Source organism: Streptosporangium longisporum, from assembly GCF_039534895.1.
Taxonomy (GTDB): domain Bacteria; phylum Actinomycetota; class Actinomycetes; order Streptosporangiales; family Streptosporangiaceae; genus Streptosporangium; species Streptosporangium longisporum.
In genome coordinates this window covers 70,121-87,558 of sequence record NZ_BAAAWD010000009.1, presented here as the reverse complement: position 1 = coordinate 87,558, position 17,438 = coordinate 70,121, and the positions used below count along the sequence as shown (strand labels likewise).

Sequence of the window (17,438 nt, the reverse complement as noted above, 5' to 3'; positions counted from 1 at the left end):
CGACGGCCGTCGCGGTGGCCGTCGCGGTGGCCGTCGCAGTGGCCATCACGATGCAGGTCGCGGTGGCCGTCGCGGTGGCCGTCACAGGTGCCGCTCCGCGACCGTGCGGGCCAGCCGCTCCAGCAGCGGCCCGGCCTGGGCCATGCAGACGGCCGGGTCCGGTTCGAGGTCGGTGAGCGCGTACGCGGCCGTGATGCCCGCCGCCCTCAGCTCCTCGTCCCCCAGGGTGCGGCGCCCGCAGACCGCGACGACCGGCACCCCCGCCTCGGCCGCGGCGTCCGCGACCCCGGCGGGCGCCTTGCCGCGCAGCGTCTGCTCGTCGAGCGACCCCTCGCCGGTGATGACGAGACGGGCACCGGCGAGGTGGTCGCGGAAGCCGAGCAGGTCCAGGAGGTAGTCGATGCCGGGCCGGAACTCGGCCCCCAGGAAGGCGAGCGCGGCGAACCCGACCCCGCCCGCGGCACCAGCGCCCGGCTGCCCGGCCACCCCCATCGAGCGGACGATCCCGTCGTGCTCGGCGGCTCCGACCAGGCCGTGGGTGTGCGCGGCGACCGCGGCGAGACGGGCGAGGGCGGCGTCGAGCAGCTTCACCTCATCCGGGTTCGCACCCTTCTGCGGGGCGTAGACGGCGGCGGCGCCGTACGGGCCGAGCAGCGGGTTGTCCACGTCCCCCGCCACCACGAACTCCACCTGGCCGATCGCGACGAGACCGGACATGTCGATCTTGTCCAGGCCGGCCAGGGCGGCTCCTCCGGGCGGGAGCTCCCTTCCTCCGGCGTCCAGGAAGCGGACGCCGAGGGCCCGCATCATGCCCGTGCCCCCGTCGGTGCAGGCGCTGCCCCCGAGGCCGAGGACGATCCGCCGGGCGCCGCGCCGTACGGCGTGGGCGATCAGCTCGCCGGTGCCCTGGCTGGTCGCGGTGAGCGGGGCCGTCTCGACGCCCTCGTGCGCGGCCGATCCGGGGTCCCGGGCGACCGGCCCGGAGGAGACCGGCAGCCGCCGCAGGCCGGACGCCTCGGCCAGCTCGACGACCGCCGTCGGCACGTCCGGGGCGACCGAGGATCCGGAAGGAACCGGGGAGCCGGAAGCAGCCGAGGATCCGGAGGCAGCCGGAGCACCGGAAAGGGCCGGAGAGCCGGAGGCGTCCGGGGAGCCCGCGTCGTCCGGGGAGGAGCCGTCCCGCGTCCCGCCCGGTCGGGCGTCGCGCCAGGCGTAGGAGGCGAGGACCGGAACGCCCACCGGGCCGGTGACCTCCACCTCGACGCGGGTGAACCCGCAGGCCACCACCGCGTCCACGGTGCCGTCACCGCCGTCGGCCACCGGCAGCGCGACCGTGGTGACGCCCGGCCCCAGGCCCGCAGCGACCCGCGCGGCGACCTCGGCCCCGGTCAGCGACCCCTTGAACTTGTCCGGGGCGATCACGACTTGTCCCGACGACTCAGACAACCCTGCTCCCTGCTGGCGAGGGGGACGGCACGCGTTCCCGGCCGGTACGAGCGGACGGGAGGCGGACACCGGACCCGATGAGACGGAGGACCATCTTGGCATCCGTCCCCGCGCGCCCCGACGCCCGGTCCTTCCCCGCCGCCCCGGCCACGGGAGCGCTCGTCCGAACCGGCTATCCCGGTCACCGGGACGCTCATCCGAGCCACCGTCCCGGCCACACAACGCTCACACGAGGCCCACCGTCCCCGCCCGCCGGAGCGCTCACGTGAGCCCGGCGACGTGCTCGGGGCGGAGCGGCACCCGGTTCAGCGCCAGGCCGGTGGCGTCGCGGACGGCCGCGACGATCGCGGGCGTCGAGGAGAGCGTGGGCGGCTCCCCGGCGCCGCGCAGCCCGTACGGGGCACGCGGGTCGGGGTTCTCCAGGATGTCCAGCCGCATCGGCGGCATGTCCAGGATCGTGGGGATCAGGTAGTCGGTGAACGAGGGGTTGAGCACCAGCCCGTCGCGGACCTGGATCTCCTCCATCAGCGCCAGCCCCAGCCCCTGCGCACTGCCGCCGTGGATCTGCCCCTCCAGCGAGACGCGGTTGAGGATCCTGCCCACGTCCTGCACGGCCGCCAGCTCCACCACCTTGACCAGGCCCAGCTCCACGTCCACGTCCACCACGGCGCGGTGCACGCAGATCGCGAGCTGGGTGTGCGAGGCGCCCTGCCCGGTGAGCGGGTTCATCCGCTCGGTGGGCGCGTGATGATACTCGCGGGTCTCCTCGATCACGGTGTCGCCCAGCACGTCCTCGACGGCGACGCCCGCGCCGCCGCCGGCCGGGACGACCTCGCCACCGGCCAGGCAGAGACCGCCGGGAGCCGTGCCGAGCCGTGCCGCCGCCAGGGCCAGCACCCGGTCCCGCACCGCCCGGCAGGCCGTCATCACCGCGCCTCCCGACATGTACGACTGGCGGGAGGCCGAGCTGGAGCCCGCGTCGCCGACCCGGTTGTCGGCAGGCTGGATCACGACCCGATCGACGCCCAGCTCGGTGCGGGCGATCTGCGCCTGGACGGTGACCAGCCCCTGGCCGACCTCGGCGGCGGCGGTGTGCACCAGCACGGTGGCCCGTCCGCCGATCACCTCCAGCCGGACGCGGGCGGTGGAGAAGTCGTCGAAGCCCTCGGAGAAGCAGATGTTCTTCAGGCCCACGCCGTAACCGACGCCGCGCCGCACGCCCTCCCCGCGGGTGGTCTGCGAGACGCCACCGGGCAGGCCGAGCGGGTCGGCCGCGTCCAGCGGGGCGGGCATCGGCAGCTCGCGGACCCGTTCGAGCATCTCGGCCATGGGCAGCGGGGCGGCGACCACCTGCCCGGTGGCCAGCACGCCCCCCTCGGACAACGCGTTGACCTGCCGTACCGTGAGCGGGTCGAGGCCGCAGGCGTCGGCCAGCCGGTCCATCATCGACTCGTAGGCGAAGCACGCCTGCACCGCGCCGAAACCGCGCATCGCGCCGCACGGCGGGTTGTTGGTGTAGACCCCGTACGCGTCGATCCTGATGTTCGGGATCACGTAGGGGCCGACGCCGAGCGAGGCCGCGTTGCCGACCACGGCCATCGTCGAGGAGGTGTAGGCGCCGCCGTCGAGGAGGATCTCCACGTCGGCGTACAGGAGCCTGCCGTCGCGGGTGGCGCCGTACTCGTAGCGCATCTCGGCCGGGTGCCGGTGGACGTGCCCGAAGAACGACTCCTGGCGGTTGTAGACCATCTTGACGGGTCGGCCGGTGCGGAGCGCGAGCATGGAGGCGTGGATCTGCATCGACAGGTCCTCACGCCCGCCGAAGGCGCCGCCGACGCCCGAGAGCGTCATCCGGATCCGCTCCTCGGGCAGGCCGAGGCAGGGGGCGATCTGCTTGATGTCGTTGTGCACCCACTGGGTGGCGACGTAGAGGTCGACGCCGCCGTCCTCGGCGGGCACGGCCAGGCCGGACTCCGGGCCGAGGAACGCCTGGTCCTGGATGCCGACCCGGTACTCGCCGGAGACCGTCACCTCGGCCCGCGTCCTGGCCTCGTCGACGTCGCCGACCCTGACGGGCTGGTGGCGGACGAGGTTGCCGCGCGGCTGCACCGGCGGGCAGGACGGGTCGAAGGCCGCCCTGCGGGCGTCGGTCAGCGGCTCCAGCACCTCGTAGTCGACCCTGATCCTCTCCAGCGCCCTGCGCGCGGTCTCCGGGTGGTCGGCCGCGACCAGCGCGACCGGCTCGCCCTGGTGGCGCACCTCGCCGAAGGCCAGCACCGGCTGGTCCTGGAAATGGTCGATGCCGAAGTGCTTGCTGCCGGGCACGTCCTCGTGGGTCAGGACGGCCGCCACCCCGGGGTGGGCGAGGGCCTCGGAGACGTCGACGGCGACGATCCGGGCGCGCGGGTGCGGGCTGCGCAGGGTGGCGCCCCACAGCATGCCGTCCATCCACAGGTCGGAGGAGTAGGCGAACTCCCCCCTGACCTTGAGCGTCCCGTCGGGCCGCGGCGGGCTGTCGCCCACTCCCCCGGAGCCGGGGGCCGTGATCTCGCGCGGCGCCCGCGCCGGGGCGGTGCGGGCCCGCGCGGCCGTTGCCGTACCCGTCCCCGTCCCCGTTCCCGTCCCCGTTCCCGTTCCGGCGGGCGTCCCCGTGCCCGGGAGCGGTGCGGGCCCGTTCACCGCCCGACCTCCCGGCCGGCGGTGAAGCCCCGCTCCTCGGCCAGCCGGACGAGGCGGCGGTGCGCCTCGGCTCCGGCGCGGCCCAGCTCGTCCTGGGCGACGGTACGCAGCTCGTCGTCCTCGACGACGGTCCTCCCGCCCACCAGCAGCCGGGCCAGTTCCGGCTGCCGGGTGCCGAAGACCAGGGCGCAGACCGGGTCGTCGACCGCGGAGGCGAAGGCCCCGGTCCGCCACAGCGCGATGTCGGCCAGCTTCCCCGCCTCCAGGGAGCCGAGCTCCTCCTGCCGTCCCAGGTTCCTCGCCCCGCCGAGGGTGGCGATCTGGAGAGCCTGGCGGGCGGTGAGCGCGGCCGGCCCGTACCGGGCCCGCTGGAACAGCAGAGCCTGGCGCATCTCCCCCGACAGCGAGGTCAGCTCGGCCGAGGCGCTGCCGTCCACCCCCAGGCCGACGTTCGCCCCCCGCCGCAGCATCTCGGAGACGCGGGCGATCCCGGCGCCGAGGCGGCCGTTGGAGCTGGGGCAGTGCGCCGAACCGGTACCGGTCTGGGCGAAGACGTCGATGTCGTCGTCACTGAGATGGACGGCGTGCGCGAACCACACGTCCGGGCCGAGCCAGCCGAGCTTCTCCATGTACGCGACCGGACGCTGCCCGACCTGCTCCAGGCAGTGCTTCTCCTCGTCCAGGGTCTCGGCGAGGTGGGTGTGCAGGCGCACCCCCTTGGACCTGGCCAGCGCGGCGGTCTCGACCATCAGGTCGGCGCTGACCGAGAACGGCGAGCAGGGGGCGACCGCGACGCGGAGCATGGAGGAGAAGGACGGGTCGTGGTAGGTGTCGACGGCCTCGGCGGTCGCCTCCAGGATGTCGTCCAGCCGCTCGACCACCACGTCCGGCGGCAGGCCGCCCTGCGACCGTCCCCGGTCCATCGAGCCGCGGGCCGGGTGGAAGCGGATGCCGACCCGCCGGGCCGCCTCGATCTCGGCGGCGAACAGGTCCCCGCGTCCGGAGGGGAAGATGTAGTGGTGGTCGCTGGAGGTCGTGCAGCCCGACAGCGCCAGGTGTCCCAGCCCCGCGCCGGCCGCGCCCGCGACCACCTCGGCGTCCATCGCGGCCCACACCTGGTAGAGCGCGGTCAGCCACTCGAACAGGGTGGCGTCCTGGGCGAGCCCCTGGGAGGCCCACTGGTAGAGGTGGTGGTGGGTGTTGACCAGGCCGGGTGTGGCCAGGCAGCCGGTCCCGTCGATCCGGACGGCCCCGTCCGCCTCCGGGGCGGGTCCCGCGCCCAGGGCCGCGATCCGGTCGCCCTCGACGTGGAGGTACCCCGAGGCGATCTCCGGGCCGACGACCGGGGCGATGTGGACGTTCTCGATCAGGACGGTGCTCATCGGCGCTCCTCGGGCGTGGGGGTGCCGCCGTACGGCACGGGATCGGCGCCGGCCCTGCGCGCCGCGGCGACGCGTACGGCGTCGAGGATCTTCTCGTACCCGGTGCAGCGGCACAGGTTGCCCGCCAGGGCCTCGCGGATCTCCGCGTCGGACGGCCGCGGCACCCGTTCGATCAGGTCGTGCGCCTGCACGACGAGACCGGGGGTGCAGAAGCCGCACTGGACGGCGCCGCACTCGGCGAACGCCTCCTGGACCGGGTCGAGCCGGTCGCCGTCGGCCAGCCCCTCGACCGTGCGGACCGTCCGGCCCTCGGCCTGCCCGGCCGCGACCAGGCACGCGCAGACCGGCAGGCCGTCCAGGTAGACCGTGCACGAGCCGCACTCGCCCTGCTCGCAGGCGTTCTTGGAGCCGGGCAGGCCGACCCGCTCGCGCAGCACGTACAGCAGGCTCTCGCCCTCCCAGACGTCGTCGGCGGTCTCACTGCGGCCGTTGACGGTGAAGGTGACGCGCATCAGCCGGCCCTCCTCTCGATGTGCCGCATCAGCCGGCCCTCCTGTCGAAGTGACCGGAGCGCAGCTCGTTCCACGCCCAGGTGAGGGTGCGCCGCGCCATCACCGCGACGGCGTGGCGCCGGTAGCCGGCGGTGCCGCGCACGTCGTCGATCGGCGAGGCGGCCTCGGCGGCCAGCTCGCCGAAGCGCGCGAGCACCCCGGGGTCGAGCCGGGCCTCCCAGTCGAGCTCGGCGGCCAGGAACTCCTCGGCGGCGACGGCGCGGCGCGGCGTCGGGGCGGCCGAGCCGATGCCCGTGCCGACCCGGCGCTCGCCGGGGTGCAGCGCGATCGCGAACGAGCAGACCGCGATCACCATCGCGTTGCGGGTGCCGACCTTGGAGAAGTACTGCGGGCCGGTCGCCGGAACGATCCAGAACGCCCGGATCAGCTCGTCGGCCTCCAGCGCGCTGCGCTTGACCCCCAGGTAGAAGCCGTCGGCCGGGATCATCCGGGTGCCCCGGGCCGCGGACCCGACCTCGACCGCCGCTCCGGCTGCCAGCAGCGGCGGGTGGGAGTCCCCGGCGGGCGAGGCCGCGCCGAGGTTGCCCCCCACGGTGGCCCGGTTGCGGATCTGCGGCGAGCCGACCGTGCGGGACGCCTGCGCCAGGCCGGGCAGCCGGTCGCCCAGCTCGGCGATGAGCCGCGCGTACGTCACGCCGGCCCCGACCCTGAGCCGGCCGTCGGGCTCCTCGCTCCAGTCGGCCAGACCGGCGACCCCGTTCAGGTCGAGCAACCCCTCCGGGCGCCGCGTGTCGAAGTTGAGCTCGACCATCATGTCGGTGCCGCCCTGGATGGGCGCCAGCCCGGGCCGGTCCGCCTTGGCGGCCAGGGCCTCCGCCCACGTGGCGGGTCGCAGGAAGTCCATGCGTCACTCCCAGCTGAAGCGGGCCTCGGGGGCGTCGTCACGCAGTACGGCCCCCTCGATCAGCCCGTAGGGACGGTCGGCGGCGTGGAACACCTCGTTGGGGTTGTCCATCCCGAACGGGGTGAGGTCCACCGTGAAGTGGTGCTTGTTCGGCAGGACCAGGCGCACCTCGCAGATCTCGTCGCGGGCGTTCAGCACCCGCTCGCCCATCGCGTAGAGCGTCTGCTGCAGCGACAGGCTGTAGGTCCCGGCGAACGCCTCGACCAGGTGGCGGCGCACCTCGTCGTAGGACTCACCGTACGACGCCGCCTTTCCCGGCCCGGCGGGCAGGTGCCGCCAGCGGGCCGAGACCTCGGTGGCCAGGACGCGGTCCGCGGTGGGCCGCAGGGTGGTGTACTCGTCCTCGGCGAACCCGGAGAACTCCGAGTCGGTCGAGTTGAGCACCACCAGGTCCTTGAGCCCGGAGACGACCGTGGTCGTGCCGTCGGCGTCGTGGTGGACCAGGCAGGTGCGGGTCTCCCGGCCGGAGCGGACGAAGGAGTGGCGCCGGTCGCCCGCTCCCGGGCCCCCGCCGGCGGAGGGCACCGGGATGCGGTCCCAGAAGTGCTCCTCGACCGACACCCGGGCGTGGTGGACGGCCGGCTGGGACTCCACGTAGTGGCGGGCCAGCAGGATCGCGAAGTCCTCGATCTCGGCCACGCCGTGCTTCCTGGCGAAGGCGTACACGGTGTTCTTCTGGGTGTCGGTGGGCAGCACCGCGGTGTTGTCGCCGGTGAGGTGGACGGCCTCCATGTCGCCGGACAGGGCGGTGGAGACGGTGAGGTCCTTGAGGTGGTGGACCCCGCCGTCCCTGACGACGCGGACCAGGCGGACCTCCGCCTTGCCGTAGCGGTTGGGACCGAGAACGACGCGCACGCTAGCTCCCCCGGTACGTCGAGTAGGCGAACGGGCTGAGCAGCAGGGGCACGTGGTGGTGCTCCCCGGGGTCGGCCACGGTGAAGTCGATCGAGACCCGCGGGTAGAAGGCGTCCACCGCGCGGGAGGCGAAGTAGCCGCCGGTGTCGAAGACCAGCCGGTGGGCGCCCGCCCCGCACGTCCACCCGGTGATCCGGCCGTCGGCGTCGGTGACCCCCTCGGCGAGCACCTCGCCGTCCCGTTCCAGGCGGACCGCGACCCCGGCCGCGGGCCTGCCGAGGGCGGCGTCCAGCACGTGCGTGGACAGGCTCATGCGCTCTCCCCGGAGAACAGGCTCATGGAATCTCCCTGGAAGGACGGGTTCGCAGGATCTTTCCGGAAGGACGGGTTCACGGGGTCCCCTCCGGAGCCGGGGTGGTCCCGAGGAGCCTGGCCAGCCTCAGGCGGGTGATCGCGGCGAGTTCGGTCCTGACCACGTCCCGCTCGGTCTCCTCGTCGTTGCCGAGCCGCCGCGTGAGGCGTTCCAGCAGCTCCTCGGCCGACAGGCCGGTGGCGCAGACCAGGTAGACGTGGCCGAACCGCCGCTCGTAGGCGCGGTTGCCCTCGGCCAGGCCCTCCAGCAGCTCGGGTCCGGCCGCGCCGACCCCCGACTGTTCCCTGCGGGACCAGGCCGCCTCCCGTCCGGTGTCCTGGGCGCCGGGCGCCTGCCCGATCCTGGGGTGGGCAGCCAGCGCCTCCAGCACGTCCGTCCAGTCCAGTTCCCGTACGGCGGCCCGTGCCGCGGCGGCCAGCCGGTCCGCGTCGGGGTAGGGGCGTGCCGCGGCCACCCGCCGGGCGAAGGCCCGGCTCGCGCAGCAGGTCAGCAGCTCGGCCTCGGCCTCGCCGGCGTCCAGCGCGTTGAACGCGGCGAGCCCGTCGGGCGGCGGGGCCGGGTTCACCGTGGGCATGTCAGCCAGTAGACACACCGTGAGCGCCCGCGGTCCACCGGCAGGACGTCCGAACCGTGGCAAGGGTCCGCCACGAGTTTTCGTAACATGCTCCGAACCTGGCGGTGCCCGGGGCTCGGTTACCCTCACGACATGCGGCTGAGCGCACTGCTGGAGAAGACCGGGCTGGGCCTGTCGCTGGTGACCGGCCGCGACGAGCCCGACCCGGTGCTGCGCTGGGTCGTCACCACCGACCTGCTCGACCCCGGCCGCTACCTCGCCGGGGGCGAACTGGTCCTCACCGGGCTGGTCTGGCGCCAGGACGCGGCCGACAGCGAGACGTTCGTCCGGTGCCTGGCCGAGGCCGGGGTGTCGGCGCTGGGCGCGGGCGACCCCGACCGCGACGAGCTCCCGCCCGACCTGGTCCGGGCCTGCCTGCGGCACCGCATCCCGCTGCTGCACGTACCGGCCGCGCTCTCCTTCGCCGAGCTGACCGAGCACGTCGTACGGCGCCTGTCGTCGGGCAGGGTCTCCGACATCAGCGCCGTCCTCGACCGGCACCGGCGGCTCGTCGCCGGGGTCACCGCGGGCGCCGGCCTGGGCCCGGTGCTCCGCCTGGTCGGCCACGACCTGGGCATGCCCTGCTGGGTGCTGACCCCGGCCGGGCGGGTGGTGGCGGGCTCGCACCCGCTGGCCGATGGCGCGGCCCGGCCGCTGGCCCGGGGTTTCCTGACGGCCAAGCGGATGCCGTACGTCCCTCCCGGCGCGGAGCGCTACTCCGTGATCGCGGTGGACGAGCAGACGACGCCCCGGGTCGCCGACTGGTTCCTGGCCTTCGAGGGCGCCTGGCAGGACTGGTCGCCGGAACGGCGGGCACTGGCCTCGGAGCTGGCCGCGGTGGTCGCGCTGGAGCGTGCCCGCCTGGACGACCGGCTGACCCCGGAGGGGCGGACGGCCCAGGAGCTGGTCGGGCTCGTCCTGTCCGGTGGCAGGCCGGACGACTTCCTGCCCCGGCTACGGGCCACCGGCCTGCTGTCCGAACGCGGCTACGTGGCGGTGTCGGCGACCGCGCGCGGGGACCTGCGGCCGGGCGAGCTGCGCGTCGTGGTCAAGGAGATCCTGCACCCGATGTGCGCCGTCCCCGCGGTCGGCGTGGCCGGGAGCGGCGGGGGCGCCGGGGACGCCGGGGGTGCCGGAGACGAGATCATCGCGCTTCTTCCGGCCCCGGGACCGGGCGGCGCGGGAGAGGGCGCCGGGGGGACCGACGTCACCGCCGGGGTGCGCGAGGCCGTACGGGACCTCGCTCCCGGCCTCGGCAGCGGCGGGCTCACCGCCGGGGTCAGCGGCGTCGTCCCGGTGGAGGGGCTGCTCGGCGCCGTCGAGGAGGCCCGGCACGCCCGGCGGATGGCCGAGGACCGCCCGCAACCGGACGCGGTCGTGGGCCACGACGAGCTGGCCACCCACCTGCTGCTGCTCGCCTCCGTCCCCGACGACGTGCGGCGGGTGTTCCGGGCCCGGCTGCTGGACCCGCTGCACGACTACGACCGCGCGCACCGCGCCGACCTGGTGGGCACGCTGGAGACGTTCCTGCGGGTCTCGGGCTCGTGGACCAGGTGCGCCGAGATCCTGCACGTGCACGTCAACACGCTGCGTTACCGGATCCAGCGCATCGAGGAGCTGACCGGCCGCGACCTGTCCGGTCTGGAGGACCGCGTGGACTTCTTCCTGGCCCTGCGGCTGGGATGATCCCCGTCCCCGGCCGGGGATCATCCATCGACGACCGTGTCTTTACGGCCCGGACGATCTGCCGATGACCGCGTCTTCGCGGTCCGGACGACCCGCCGGAGGCCGTCCCGGACGGGAGACCGTGGACGGGCGCGGCGCGGGAACGGCGCGGGAACGGTGTCCCGGTGGGGAGAGCGCCTAAAATGGCCTCACCATGACTCCTCTCTCCCCCATCGGCGGACACGTCTCCGTCACCGGCGGCCTCGCCAAGGGCGGGCTGAAGTACGCGGCCGACATCGGCGCCGAGATGATCCAGGTGTTCGTCACCAACCCCCGGGGCTGGGCGCTCGCCGCGGGCGATCCCGCCCAGGACGCCAAGCTGCGCGACTCGGGCGTGCTCTCCTTCGTGCACGCGCCGTACCTCGTCAACCTGGGGTCCCCCAGCCCGGACACCCTGGACAAGTCCCTGGCCACGGTGCGGCACGGCCTGCTGCGGGCCCACGCGATCGGCGCGAAGGGGCTGGTCGTCCACACCGGGTCCGCGGTGAGCCAGTCCCGCGACGACGCCATGCGCCAGCTGCACGAGCGGCTCCTGCCGCTCCTGGAGGAGATCCCCGACGACGGGCCCGATCTGCTGCTGGAGTCGATGGCGGGACAGGCCGGGATGCTCTGCAGGACCGTCCAGGATCTGGAGCCCTACCTGGCGGCCCTCGAATGGCACCCCAAGGCGGGCGTCTGCTTCGACACCTGTCACTCCTTCTCCGCCGGTCACGACCTGTCGACGTCCGAAGGCGTCAAGGAGACCCTGGACGCCCTGCAGGCGATCGCCCCCGGGCGGCTCAAGCTGATCCACGCCAACGACTCCAAGGACGAGTGCGGCTCCTCGCGGGACCGGCACACGAACTTCGGCGCCGGTCACATCGGCGTCCTGCCCTTCATGGACATGCTGCGCCATCCGGTGGCCGCGGGGGTGCCGTTCTGCATCGAGACCCCGGGAGGGGTGGAGAAGCACCGCGCGGACATCGAGGTGCTCAAGAAACTGCGTGAGGGCGAGGTCCCCGACCTCACGACCGTCACCGTCGAGGTCGACAGCGTCGAGATCAGCAGCGTCGAGGTGGAGGAGACCGAGGTCCGCCGGACCCCGGCGCGGAAGACCAGGGTCCGCAAGACCAAGGTGCGCACGACCGAGATCCACAGCGTCGAGGTCCGCGAGACCGAGGCCGGCGGTGCCGAGGTCCGCGAGACCGAGACCGTCGAGGTCAGCGGTGCCGAGGTGAGCAGCGTCGAGGTGCACGACGTCGAGATCGGCGCCGTCGAGATCCCGGCCTCGCGCCCCGAGGCGTCGATCCCCCAGCCGTCGACGTCGGCCCGCTGAGGTCGCACGCGGTTCCCCGGAACCGCGTGCGATGCCGGTGGCCCGGGTGAAGGTCCCGGGGCCGGGCGACAGGTTCGTCCCCGGCGAGGACCACGGGATCGAACGGGACGCCCGTCCCCGGTGAAGGCTCCCGGTGAAGACCGGGGAATCGGATGAGGCGCCCGTCCCCGAACGAAGGCCGTGGGCCGGACGGCGGGCCCGTCCCCGGTGAAGGCCGTGGAAGGCGAAGGCCGTGGAATCGGACGGGACGCCCGTCCCCGTGATCCGGCCGCCCCCGTGTGGCCGGATCACGGACAGGTCCCCTGCGCGGGCGTCCCGTCGTATCGGAGATCGGCGGCCCCTTCCCCCCGGTAAGGACCCGGCGGCCGATGACCGGACCTCGCCGGTTACCGGCGATCGCCCGGTGCCCGCGCATCAGGTCTTGTGCGAGCCTTGCGGCTCTGTCCCCCCTGATGCGGCGGGTCTCGCTCTCCGATGAGGGAACACTAAAGGCGCGTCCGGACGGGCGAGATGCGCTTGACGGCCAGCGCGATTAACGGCGTGTAGTTGTCGATGTGCGGAGGGCGCCGGCACGACGAGCGGCGGACGGCGGACGACGAGCGGTCGATCCGGGGCCCATGGGGCCTGTGGGGACCCGCCGGGGAGTGGAATCACCGTCGCGGTGCGACCCGGCTCACGGCACGGCCCGGCCGGTACGCGATCGTGGAAAGGGCACGCCGGACGGTCCCGGGCCGGTCCGGGACGAAGACCCCGAAGGGGAAGGGCGAAAGACGAGCCCCCGGGCGGCCAGGGTCCGGCGAACGACGCCGGACCGCGGCCGCGACCTCCCACGGGGGCCGGAGCGGCCCGAGAACGCCGTGAACGGCTCCGCGGACGGCCGCGGAACCTTCGGGCGGTACCGCAGGCGGCGGAGGGTACGGACCTGCTCTGGACCGTCAGACGGTCACCGCAGGGCACAGGTCTGTTCTGGACCGCCAGACGGTCACCGCAGGGCGGCGGAGGACACAGGCCTGCTCTGGACCGTCAGACGGTCACCGCAGGGCGGCGGAGGGCACGGGCCTGTTCTGGACCGTGCGCGACGCGGCGGCCATCCCCGGCGCACTCGAAGCACCCGAAGCACCCGAAGCATTCAACGAACCGGAAGCACCGGAAACCCTCGGGGAGCCCGGAGCATCCGGGACGTCCAGCGCACTCGAAGCCACCGGGGCACCCAGCACACCCGGCCCACCCGACGGGCCCCGCAAACCCGACGTACCCGGCGTGCCCGGCACACCCGACGCCCCCGGAGCGCCCCGCATCCCCGGCACCCCGGGCTCGCCCGCCGTGTCGCCCACGTCCGGCATCCCGGCGGCGACACCGGTGATGCCCGGCACGTCCGGCCGGTCGCGGAACTGGCGGACGAGCCGCTCGCGGACCTGGCGGGTGTGGCGGCGGCTGACCGGGAGCGTCTCGGTGCCCACCCGGAGCGTCACCCGGCCGGCGTCGAAGCGCAGCTCGCTCACGTGCCGTACCGAGACCAGCGTGCTGCGGTGCACCCGGATGAACCCCGAGCCGGCCCAGCGCCGCTCCAGGGCGGCCAGCGACATGCGCACCAGGAAGCCGCCCTCCTCGGTGTGCAGGCGGACGTAGTCGCCCTTGGCCTCGGCGTACCAGACCGCCTGCTGGGGGACGAACCTCGTCCGCCCGGCCAGCTCGACCGGGATGACGTCCTCGGGCACCGGCTCCGTGGCGGCGGAGGACGCGTACTCCAGGCGCCGTACGGCCTCGGCCAGCCGGTCGGCCCTGACCGGTTTGAGGAGGTAGTCGACCGCCTCCAGCTCGAACGCCTGCACCGCGCAGTTCTCGTGGGCGGTGACGAAGACCAGCCGGGGCGGGTTCGGGAAGCCCGCGATGAGCCTGGCCAGGTCCAGGCCGTCGAGGCCGGGCATCCGGATGTCGAGGAAGACCCCGTCCAGCCGCTCACCCGTGCCGATCATCTGGACCATGTCCTGGAGCGCGGTGACGCCGCCGACCGCCGTGGAGACGTGCTCGATCCGGGGGTCCTGGCGGAGAAGATATGCGATCTCCTCAAGGGCGGGGACCTCGTCGTCAACGGCCAGGACTCGCAACATGACCCTACGCTGTCCCTTCCAGCACACTCACCGCAACCCGCATGGCAACTTCGGGTAATAGTTTGACTACAAATAGCTATCACCGGAGGGGGGCTTGGGGACGCGCAGCCGCACCCGGGTGCCCGCTCCCGGAGCGCTCTGCACGGCCAGCCCGTAGTCCTCCCCGTACAGCTGGCGCAGCCGCACGTCGACGCCCGCCAGCCCTGCCCCCTCGTCCTCCCCGGGCGCAGCGGAGCCGCCGAGCAGGAGACGGACCTGCTCGGCGGGCATGCCGGGGCCGTCGTCCTCCACGCTGATGTGCGCCTCGGACCCGGCGTCGGAGACCACCACGCGCACCTCGCACGAGCGGCCGGTGGCGGCCACGCCGTGCTTGACGGCGTTCTCCACCAGCGGCTGGAGGCACAGGAACGGCACCGAGAGCGAGAGCACCTCGGGCGCGACCCGCAGCGCGAAACCGAGCCGGTCGCCGAACCTGGCACGTTCCAGGAGCAGGTAGCGGTCCACGCAGTGCAGCTCCTCGGCGAGGGTGGCGAGGTCGCGGGCGCGGCGCAGCGCGTACCGGTTGAAGTCGGCGAACTCCACCAGCAGCTCCCTGGCCCGGTCGGGGTCGGTGCGGACGAACGAGGCGATGGTGGTGAGCGCGTTGTACACGAAGTGCGGGGACATCTGGGCGCGCAGCGAGCGCATCTCGACCTCCATGGCGCGCCGCCGCGAGGAGTCCAGCTCGGCCAGCTCCAGCTGGCCCGAGGCCCAGCGGGCGACCTCGGTGACGGTCCGCACCAGCCCCGCACCCACCACGGTGTCGTACGCGGCCAGCGCCCCCACCGCCCGCCCGTCGACGGTGAGCGGCACCACGATCCCGTCCCCGGCCGCGGCGCAACCGGGTGTGTCGCAACCGGAGGCGTCCCGGGAGACCAGGTGCGGGCGCGCCGAGGCCAGGACGGGCCGGGCGTGCTCGCGGGCGTGGTCGTACCTGCAGGCCGGCGCGCCGTCCCAGGCGAGCAGGCCCTCGGGGCCGGTGACCGCGACCGCGCCGGTGCCCAGCAGGGCGCGCAGGTGGCCGACGGCCTTGCGGGCCGAGTCGCGGGTGAGGCCGGACCGCAGCGAGGGGGCCGCCATGGCCGCGATGTGCAGGGTGACGAAGGTGGCCTCCTCGGTCGGCCCGCCCGCCCGGCCCGGGGACCGCCGCCGGCGCGGGAGGACGAATCCGATGAGGACGCTCAAGGCGCAGAGAAGCACCCAGCCGGTGGTCGACATGCGGGAAACCGTAGTCAACCCGCCCCTGTGATCAGGGGCGAACGCCGATCACGGCGGGCCTTCGCCCGCTTCCTCCTGGTACGAGTACCGCTGCTCACGCCAGGGGTCGGCGATGTTGTGGTAGCCGCGCTCCTCCCAGAAGCCGCGTTTGTCCTCCAGCAGGTACTCCACGGCGCGCACCCACTTGACGCTCTTCCAGGCGTACAGGTGCGGGACGACCATCCGTACCGGGAAGCCCCGCTCCGGGGAGATGGGCTTCTCGTCCAGTTCCAGCGCGAACATGGTCTGGGCATGGGTGAAGTCGCCCAGCCGCACGTTGGCGCTGTAGCCGTACTCACCCCAGATCATGACGTGCCGCACGCCGGGCGCGGGCGGGACGAGCTCCATGAGCGTCGCCGTGGAGACCCCGCTCCACTCGTTGCCCATGATCGAGAACTTGGTGACGCAGTGGAAGTCGGCCAGGACCGTGGTGCGCGGCAGTCCGGAGAACTCCGGCCAGCTGAAGCCGTGCTGCTCCCCCGTGGCGGTCGCCCCCATGACGTGCAACCGCCAGGTCTCCGGGCGGAACGTGGGCACCCGGCCGTAGTGCATCACCGGCCGGCCCCGGGGGACGTACTGCCCCGGTGGCAGGCGAGGCTCCTCGGGCGGTTCGGGCTGCTCCACCATCACTCCCCTCGCCGTTTCCCCGATGGCACGGGGTAATCCTGCCATCGAGGGTTTTCCACCGGCTCGGCGGCCACCGGATAACGCCCCCGGGACGCGGGAGCCGCCGATCCGTCCCGGGCGCCAAAGGACGCGGGGACGGCGGGAGCCGCGGGTCCGCTCGGCCCCGGAGGTGCGGGGACGGGGCCCCGATCCGTCCCGCAGGTCCTGGGAGCGCGGGGACGGGGCCGCCGATCCGGCCCCGGCCCCGGCCCCGGGCATCAGGCATCAGGCGTCAGGCGTCAGGCGTCGAGCCGGTACTCCTGCAGGGACCCGGCCAGCCGGGTGGCGAGCTCCTCGACGTCGAGCCGCCGCTCGATCTTCTTCAGGTCGGCGATCCTCGCGGCCGTCTCGGCCTTGCGGGGGGCCAGCAGTGTGCAGCAGTCCTCGTCCGGCAGCTCGGAGATCGTCAGGGTGCCGATGCGGCGGGCCTCGGCCATGATCTCGGTCTTGTCCAGGCCGATCAGGGGACGCAGGATCGGCATGTCGACCGCGTCGTCCTGGGCGGTGATGTTCTGCAGGGTCTGGGAGGAGACCTGGCCCAGGGAGTCACCGGTGACCAGGGCCCCGGCGCGCAGCCTCCGGGCGACCTCCTCGCCGGTCTTGAGCATCAGGCGGCGCTGGGTGATGACCGCCAGGCGGTCCTGGCCGGAGGCCTTGATGGACTGCTGGGCCTTGCCGAAGGGCACGACCCACAGCCGGGACCCGCCCTGGAACCTGTCGAGCGCCCGGACCAGCGCGTACGCCTTGTAGATGGACTCGGAGGTGGTGAAGGGGATGCCGGAGAAGTGCAGGAAGTCCACGCGCAGGCCGCGGCGCATCATCCGGTAGGCGGCCACCGGGGAGTCGATGCCGCCGGACATCAGGACCAGGCCCCGGCCGCTGGTGCCGACCGGCAGCCCGCCCTGACCCGGCTGCCCGCCGGTGAAGACGAACGCCTCGTCGCGGTCGACCTCGATGGAGACCACCAGCTCGGGCCTCTTGAGGTCGACGGGCAGGCCGTAGATGTCGTTGAGCTCGCCGCCGACCGAGCGGTCCAGCTGCATCGAGGTGAGCGGGAAGCGCTTGTCGCGGCGGCGGGAGCGGACCGCGAAGGAGACGCCGCGCCTGACGTCCTCGCGGTCGGCCAGCAGCTCGATCGCGGCCTTGGTGATCGCCGAGGGGTCCTTGGCCACCCGCCAGGCGCGGTGGACCCAGACCAGCCCGGGGACGTAGGAGACGCGCTCGGCGACCGCGTCGGCGACCGCGGCGTCGCTGCCCTCGGGCAGGAAGAGCGCGATCACGCCGTGGCGCTGCCGCACGTCGACCTTGACGCCGACGTCCTTGAGGGCGGCCTTGATGTTGGCCTGCAACCTGCGCTCGAAGAGCTCGCGGTTGTTGCCCTTGAGGACGACCTCGCCCAGTTTGAGCAGAACGCAGGGCTCGCCCAAGGCGGACATGGTCATGGTGCGACCTCCGGTGGAGCTTCGAGGGGAACGGGGGTTACGGGGGTGCGGGGAAGTGC

General features: G+C 73.8%; 13 protein-coding genes and 1 pseudogene. 2 read left to right on the top strand and 12 right to left on the bottom strand.

The window, feature by feature from the left end:
* Positions 1-81: 81 nt before the first annotated feature.
* The 8 genes from ABD832_RS18410 to uraD form a co-directional block, all read right to left on the bottom strand.
* Positions 82-1,446, bottom strand: a complete 1,365-nt coding sequence (locus ABD832_RS18410; RefSeq protein ID WP_344896544.1) for a glycerate kinase — start codon at positions 1,444-1,446, stop codon at positions 82-84.
* A gap of 261 nt (positions 1,447-1,707) precedes the next feature.
* Positions 1,708-3,993, bottom strand: a complete 2,286-nt coding sequence (pucD, locus tag ABD832_RS18405) for a xanthine dehydrogenase subunit D (RefSeq protein ID WP_344896812.1) — start codon at positions 3,991-3,993, stop codon at positions 1,708-1,710.
* Between the two features lie 128 nt (positions 3,994-4,121).
* Positions 4,122-5,507 (bottom strand): 8-oxoguanine deaminase, encoded by a 1,386-nt coding sequence (locus tag ABD832_RS18400; protein ID WP_344896541.1) that lies wholly within the window; start codon positions 5,505-5,507, stop codon positions 4,122-4,124.
* Positions 5,504-6,019, bottom strand: a complete 516-nt coding sequence (locus ABD832_RS18395; protein WP_344896538.1) for a (2Fe-2S)-binding protein — start codon at positions 6,017-6,019, stop codon at positions 5,504-5,506. The genes ABD832_RS18400 and ABD832_RS18395 overlap by 4 nt, the downstream gene beginning before the upstream one ends.
* 28 nt (positions 6,020-6,047) lie before the next feature.
* Positions 6,048-6,923 (bottom strand): FAD binding domain-containing protein, encoded by an 876-nt coding sequence (locus ABD832_RS18390; RefSeq protein WP_344896535.1) that lies wholly within the window; start codon positions 6,921-6,923, stop codon positions 6,048-6,050.
* Between the two features lie 3 nt (positions 6,924-6,926).
* The gene (gene pucL / locus ABD832_RS18385; RefSeq protein WP_344896532.1) at positions 6,927-7,838 is read right to left on the bottom strand and encodes a factor-independent urate hydroxylase; all 912 of its coding nucleotides are present in this window, start codon (positions 7,836-7,838) and stop codon (positions 6,927-6,929) included.
* A 1-nt stretch (position 7,839) separates the two neighbouring features.
* Positions 7,840-8,151: a hydroxyisourate hydrolase gene (gene uraH / locus ABD832_RS18380; protein WP_344896529.1), complete on the bottom strand. Its 312-nt coding sequence runs from the start codon at positions 8,149-8,151 to the stop codon at positions 7,840-7,842.
* A 76-nt stretch (positions 8,152-8,227) separates the two neighbouring features.
* Positions 8,228-8,785: a 2-oxo-4-hydroxy-4-carboxy-5-ureidoimidazoline decarboxylase gene (uraD, locus tag ABD832_RS18375; protein ID WP_344896526.1), complete on the bottom strand. Its 558-nt coding sequence runs from the start codon at positions 8,783-8,785 to the stop codon at positions 8,228-8,230.
* A 132-nt stretch (positions 8,786-8,917) separates the two neighbouring features.
* Here uraD and ABD832_RS18370 point away from each other — a divergent pair, with 132 nt between their 5' ends.
* A complete protein-coding gene (locus ABD832_RS18370; RefSeq protein WP_344896523.1) occupies positions 8,918-10,510 on the top strand; it encodes a PucR family transcriptional regulator in 1,593 nt (530 codons plus the stop codon).
* 193 nt (positions 10,511-10,703) lie between these two features.
* Positions 10,704-11,537: pseudogene (locus tag ABD832_RS18365) on the top strand (deoxyribonuclease IV); the annotation flags it as partial.
* Positions 11,538-12,895: 1,358 nt separating this feature from the next.
* Here ABD832_RS18365 and ABD832_RS18360 read toward each other — a convergent pair.
* The 4 genes from ABD832_RS18360 to thiI all read right to left on the bottom strand — a co-directional run bounded on the left by ABD832_RS18360 (position 12,896) and on the right by thiI (position 17,379).
* The gene (locus ABD832_RS18360; RefSeq protein ID WP_413224523.1) at positions 12,896-13,975 is read right to left on the bottom strand and encodes a LytTR family transcriptional regulator DNA-binding domain-containing protein; all 1,080 of its coding nucleotides are present in this window, start codon (positions 13,973-13,975) and stop codon (positions 12,896-12,898) included.
* A 66-nt stretch (positions 13,976-14,041) separates the two neighbouring features.
* On the bottom strand, positions 14,042-15,232 hold the full coding sequence (locus ABD832_RS18355) for a sensor histidine kinase (RefSeq protein WP_344896520.1): 1,191 nt from the start codon (positions 15,230-15,232) through the stop codon (positions 14,042-14,044).
* A 48-nt stretch (positions 15,233-15,280) separates the two neighbouring features.
* The gene (locus ABD832_RS18350) at positions 15,281-15,898 is read right to left on the bottom strand and encodes a molybdopterin-dependent oxidoreductase (RefSeq protein WP_344896517.1); all 618 of its coding nucleotides are present in this window, start codon (positions 15,896-15,898) and stop codon (positions 15,281-15,283) included.
* Positions 15,899-16,176: 278 nt separating this feature from the next.
* Entirely contained in the window at positions 16,177-17,379 is a 1,203-nt protein-coding gene (gene thiI, locus ABD832_RS18345) for a tRNA uracil 4-sulfurtransferase ThiI (protein ID WP_344896514.1), read from the bottom strand.
* Positions 17,380-17,438: the final 59 nt, after the last annotated feature.